Origin of the sequence: Leyella stercorea (genome assembly GCF_019052365.1) — a bacterium.
GTDB lineage: Bacteria > Bacteroidota > Bacteroidia > Bacteroidales > Bacteroidaceae > Prevotella.
Map to the genome: position 1 here is coordinate 1 of NZ_JAHQUY010000119.1, position 4375 is coordinate 4375.

Here is a 4375-nt window from a genome sequence, read left to right on the forward strand (position 1 = left end):
TTGCTGTATATTTCAATCGCGGATTAAGGTGCAAGGCTATCGCTGAATAGTTACATTTTCATTTTTTATTATTACTTTTGCCAACAAATAAAAACAACAAAAAAAGAAGAACACTTTTTACACGCTAATAGAGTTATTAAGACATTATGAAGATAGGATTGTTTATTCCATGTTACGTCGATGCATTGTATCCGGAAGTGGGAGTGGCTACGTACAAGCTCCTGACAAGCCTCGGACTCGACGTCACCTACCCTCTCAAGCAGACTTGCTGCGGACAACCTATGGCAAACGCCGGCTTTGAGAAGATGGCTACGGACATCTCACGCCACTTCGACGACCTCTTCAAGGAGTTCGACTACGTGGTTGCACCGTCGGCATCGTGCGCGGCTTTTGTCAAGCTTTATCATCCACGACTTGCCACGGGCAATCACGAATGCCTCACGTCAAAGAAGATAATGGACGTGGTGGAGTTTCTGCACGACGTCGTAAAACCAACAAGCCTAAAGGCTCACTTCCCGCACACAGTCAGCGTACATAACTCGTGTCACGGCGTACGCGAACTGGGATTGTCGTCGCCTTCAGAAAGACAGGTGCCACAGTTCAACAAGATTATCGACCTGCTTAAACTCGTGGACGGCATCACCATCCGTGAGCCGGAGAGAAAAGACGAGTGCTGCGGATTCGGAGGAATGTTCTCCGTAGAAGAGCCTGACGTGTCGAAACGCATGGGAGAGGACAAGATAGAACGTCACATGGCTACGGGAGCGGAATACATCACCGGTCCCGACTCGTCATGCCTTATGCACATGCAGGGCATTGCAAAGAAGGAGAACAAGCCTATAAAATTCATACACGTGGTAGAGATATTAGCAGCAGGACTATGAGCACAATACATTCAGAAGCGGCACGACGCTTCAACGACAACAGAGCAAAGACCACATGGCACGACGCCACCTTCTGGTCGTTAAGACAAAAACGCGACAACATGGCGTCAGGGTTGCCAGAATGGGAAGAGCTGCGCGAACATGCCAGCCAGATAAAGCAGCACACCATAACGCACTTGGCAGACTATCTGGAGGAGTTCAGCACGCAGCTGGAGAGCCGTGGCGTCATTGTGCATTGGGCTAAAGACGCCAACGACTTTAACAACATCGTGCTCGACATACTACAGAGTCATGGCGTAAAGAAGATGGTGAAGAGCAAGTCGATGCTTACCGAGGAGTGTGCCATGAACCCGTTCCTTGAGAGTCACGGCATCGACGTCGTGGAGACCGATCTTGGCGAACGCATCCTGCAACTGCTACATCAGAAACCGAGCCACATCGTAATGCCTGCCATACACCTAAAACGAGAAGAGGTGGGACAGATGTTCGAGGAGAAAGGCATCAGCACAGAGAAAGGCAATTACGACCCGACATACCTTACGCAATGCGCACGCAAGCATCTGCGCAACCAGTTTATGGAAGCAGGAGCAGGAATGACAGGATGCAATTTCGGTGTGGCAAAGACCGGCGACATCGTGGTTTGCACCAACGAGGGCAACGCCGACATGTCAACATCAATGCCCAAGCTACATCTCGTGGCAATGGGAATAGAGAAGATTGTGCCCGACTACAAGTCGCTCGCCGTATTCCAGCGACTGCTCTGCCGCTCTGCTACCGGACAGCCCACAACGGCCTACACCTCACACTTCCGTCAGGCAAGACCTGGAGCGGAGATGCACGTCATCCTCGTGGACAACGGACGAAGCGACATCCTTGCCAACGACGAGCACTGGGAAACGCTGAAGTGCATTCGCTGCGGAGCCTGCATGAACACCTGCCCCGTATACCGCCGCTCGGGTGGCTACTCATACACATACTTCATCCCCGGACCTATCGGCATCAACCTTGGTATGCTCCACGATGCGTCACGCTACAGCGACAACGTCAGCGCTTGCACGCTCTGCCTCTCATGCGACAACGTATGCCCGGCTAAGGTGAACCCCGGTTCGCAGGTCTATATGTGGAGACAGAAGCTCGACTCGCTGCACAAGGCGGACACGATGAAGAAGTGCATGTCAAAGGGAATGGAAGAGCTCTTCAACCATCCCCTACTCTATTCTTCAGCCTTGCGACTGGCTCCTCTTGCCAACCTCATACCTGACAACCTTACGCACATACGCTCAATCAATCCGTGGGGCGTGGGACACGCAATGCCGAAATTTGCGAACGAATCGTTCCAGACGATGTGGAAGAAAGGAAAACTGAACCAAAACGAACAGAAAGAACAATGACATACAAAGACGAACTATTGGAGAAGTTGCGACGCAACACACACGAACAGTATTCGATGCCCGACACACCGATAGACGGCATATCGTACGACGACACGGTAAAACAGTTTGTGGATATGAGCATGTCGGTGGGCAGCAAAGTGGTGATGGCTAAGCCGAACGAAAAGCTCGACGACATCGTAAGAAACGCCTATCCGCAAGCAAAGACCATTGCCTCTAACATCGCCGAACTCACCATCGCCACCATCAATCCCGACACCGTGGCAGAGGCGCAGGACCTTAACGGCACCGATGTAGGAGTGGTGTACGGACAGATTGGAGTGGCGGAGAATGGTTGCGTCTGGATTCCGCAGGACATGAAGGAGAAAGCAGTATGCTTCATCAGCGAATACCTGGTCATCGTCCTCCCGAAGAGCGGCATCGTGAACAACATGCACGAGGCATACGACCGCATCTGCATGCCAAAGACTGGACTCGGCACATTCATCTCTGGACCATCAAAGACTGCCGACATAGAGCAGGCGCTGGTAATGGGAGCGCAGGCTGCACGCGGCGTGACAGTGGTAATAAGGGAAGAATAATGAGGATGTAAGAAGACAAACAATATTTACATTCTGCAGTCTACAGTATATAAAAGGATATTGCAGTCATGCAAAACTTTTTATTGCTGTATGCTAAGATATTTTGAGCAAAAATAATTAGGCTGGATTTCATCACGAAGAATCCAGCCTTTTTAGTTACCCTTGTTTATTGCAAATATCAATTCAAGCAACCATGAACAAAGGTACACATTCCAGCGGTCAGCAATATTTATAAAGGCACTCCGCCTATAGGTATAGGTTCGCATACCTATAAGGTTCTTACTATTGGCAACTATGCCAAAAACCGTTTGATGTTTCGTATATGGTCTGGCAGATGAGTCACTATCAGTCAGCCACCAACAGCCCTAATAAATTTAAAAACTCCACGACACAAATATTTTCCTTGTTTTCTTTTTACATTCTTGTTTAGTTTTCATATCTTTGTAGTCACATTATGACAATTCCATCAAGAATAAGTCTATTGGTTTTAATCTAACCTCTGAACAACATTGGAAGATACTACCAACCTGCCTTCTAAGGCAGACGCTTCATTGTATAATGGGCAGCCATCCGACACTGGCTTATCGTGTCCTGGTGCAGGACTTACCCCCTGTACGCCCTCCACTTCTGATGATATCAGATATGGGGTGTCGGTAGAGAATGTGCCTGCCGGAAACAAGCGGTGGTTCGTGCTAAGAGTTTCATATGGACGCATTGACAAAGCAAAGACCTTTGTAGAGGCTAAAGGACTCGAATGTTATGTTCCTTTGCAATATAAAGAGATAAGGAAGCAAGGTAAGAAGCAAATCATCACCACCCCACTCCTCCCCTCCTTAATATTCGTCCATGCATCAGCAGAACAAGTTGAAAATTTGCTCCACGACATCAAGATAGTGGCAAATGAAAGCCGAGCCTTGCTCAGCTACTACTTCAATCACACCATCCATCGCCAAGACAATCCCGACCGCAATCCACCGCTCACAATCCGAGATGAAGCAATGAACAACTTCATCCGCCTCACATCTGTCAAGAATCCGCATATCATTCCAGTCACTTCCAACAGTATCCAGTTTAAACTTGGTGATAACGTAGTTGTGACTGAAGGTGAATTCAAGGGTGTTCATGGCAGAGTGGCGAGGATTGCAGGGCAGCAGCGCGTGATTGTAGAATTGTTTGATGGATGTTTGGTGGCTACGGCGTATGTGCCGAAGGAGGCGATGAGGAAAGAAAAATCAGTAACGCTGCTTGGTTAACGCAACAGATTAAACACTATATAATAAATGAAATAAGCTATTCTCATAACATATAATAAAAATATACAATCAAATGATGAAAGAAGTATTCATGAATATGAAAATAATCTGGAATTCTTCCTATGGATATGATATTCTCATTCCTGGAGTTAATTGTGAGATAGATGTTTGACGTTTCAAAAAAGAAATTATATGAGTTCAATATTAAAAATATTACCCGTTGGCGGAATTAATTTAAGTTGATAAATATGAGTAAAAAGTTGCAC

Annotated in this window: 4 protein-coding genes; all 4 read left to right on the forward strand. The window is 47.4% G+C overall.

Features of this window, described 5'->3' with window-relative positions; translation table 11 throughout:
• Nucleotides 1–146: 146 nt before the first annotated feature.
• The 4 genes from KTQ90_RS12750 to KTQ90_RS12765 all read left to right on the forward strand — a co-directional run bounded on the left by KTQ90_RS12750 (nt 147) and on the right by KTQ90_RS12765 (nt 4109).
• Entirely contained in the window at nt 147–884 is a 738-nt protein-coding gene (locus tag KTQ90_RS12750; RefSeq protein WP_217318744.1) for a (Fe-S)-binding protein, read from the forward strand.
• The gene (locus tag KTQ90_RS12755; protein ID WP_217318745.1) at nt 881–2275 is read left to right on the forward strand and encodes a lactate utilization protein B; all 1395 of its coding nucleotides are present in this window, start codon (nt 881–883) and stop codon (nt 2273–2275) included. Before KTQ90_RS12750 ends, KTQ90_RS12755 begins: the two co-directional genes overlap by 4 nt.
• Complete coding sequence (locus KTQ90_RS12760; protein WP_217318746.1) at nt 2272–2856, forward strand: LutC/YkgG family protein; 585 nt, start codon at nt 2272–2274, stop codon at nt 2854–2856. The genes KTQ90_RS12755 and KTQ90_RS12760 overlap by 4 nt, the downstream gene beginning before the upstream one ends.
• Nucleotides 2857–3365: 509 nt before the next feature.
• Nucleotides 3366–4109, forward strand: coding sequence for a UpxY family transcription antiterminator (locus KTQ90_RS12765; protein WP_217318747.1), 744 nt, complete (start codon nt 3366–3368; stop codon nt 4107–4109).
• Nucleotides 4110–4375 lie beyond the last annotated feature (266 nt).

What these genes read in the sequence shown, in the direction of transcription:
- KTQ90_RS12750 (WP_217318744.1), top strand. Translation starts at nt 147, where the DNA reads ATGAAGATAGGATTGTTTATTCCATGTTACGTCGATGCATTGTATCCG.
- KTQ90_RS12755 (WP_217318745.1), top strand. Translation starts at nt 881, where the DNA reads ATGAGCACAATACATTCAGAAGCGGCACGACGCTTCAACGACAACAGA.
- KTQ90_RS12760 (WP_217318746.1), top strand. Translation starts at nt 2,272, where the DNA reads ATGACATACAAAGACGAACTATTGGAGAAGTTGCGACGCAACACACAC.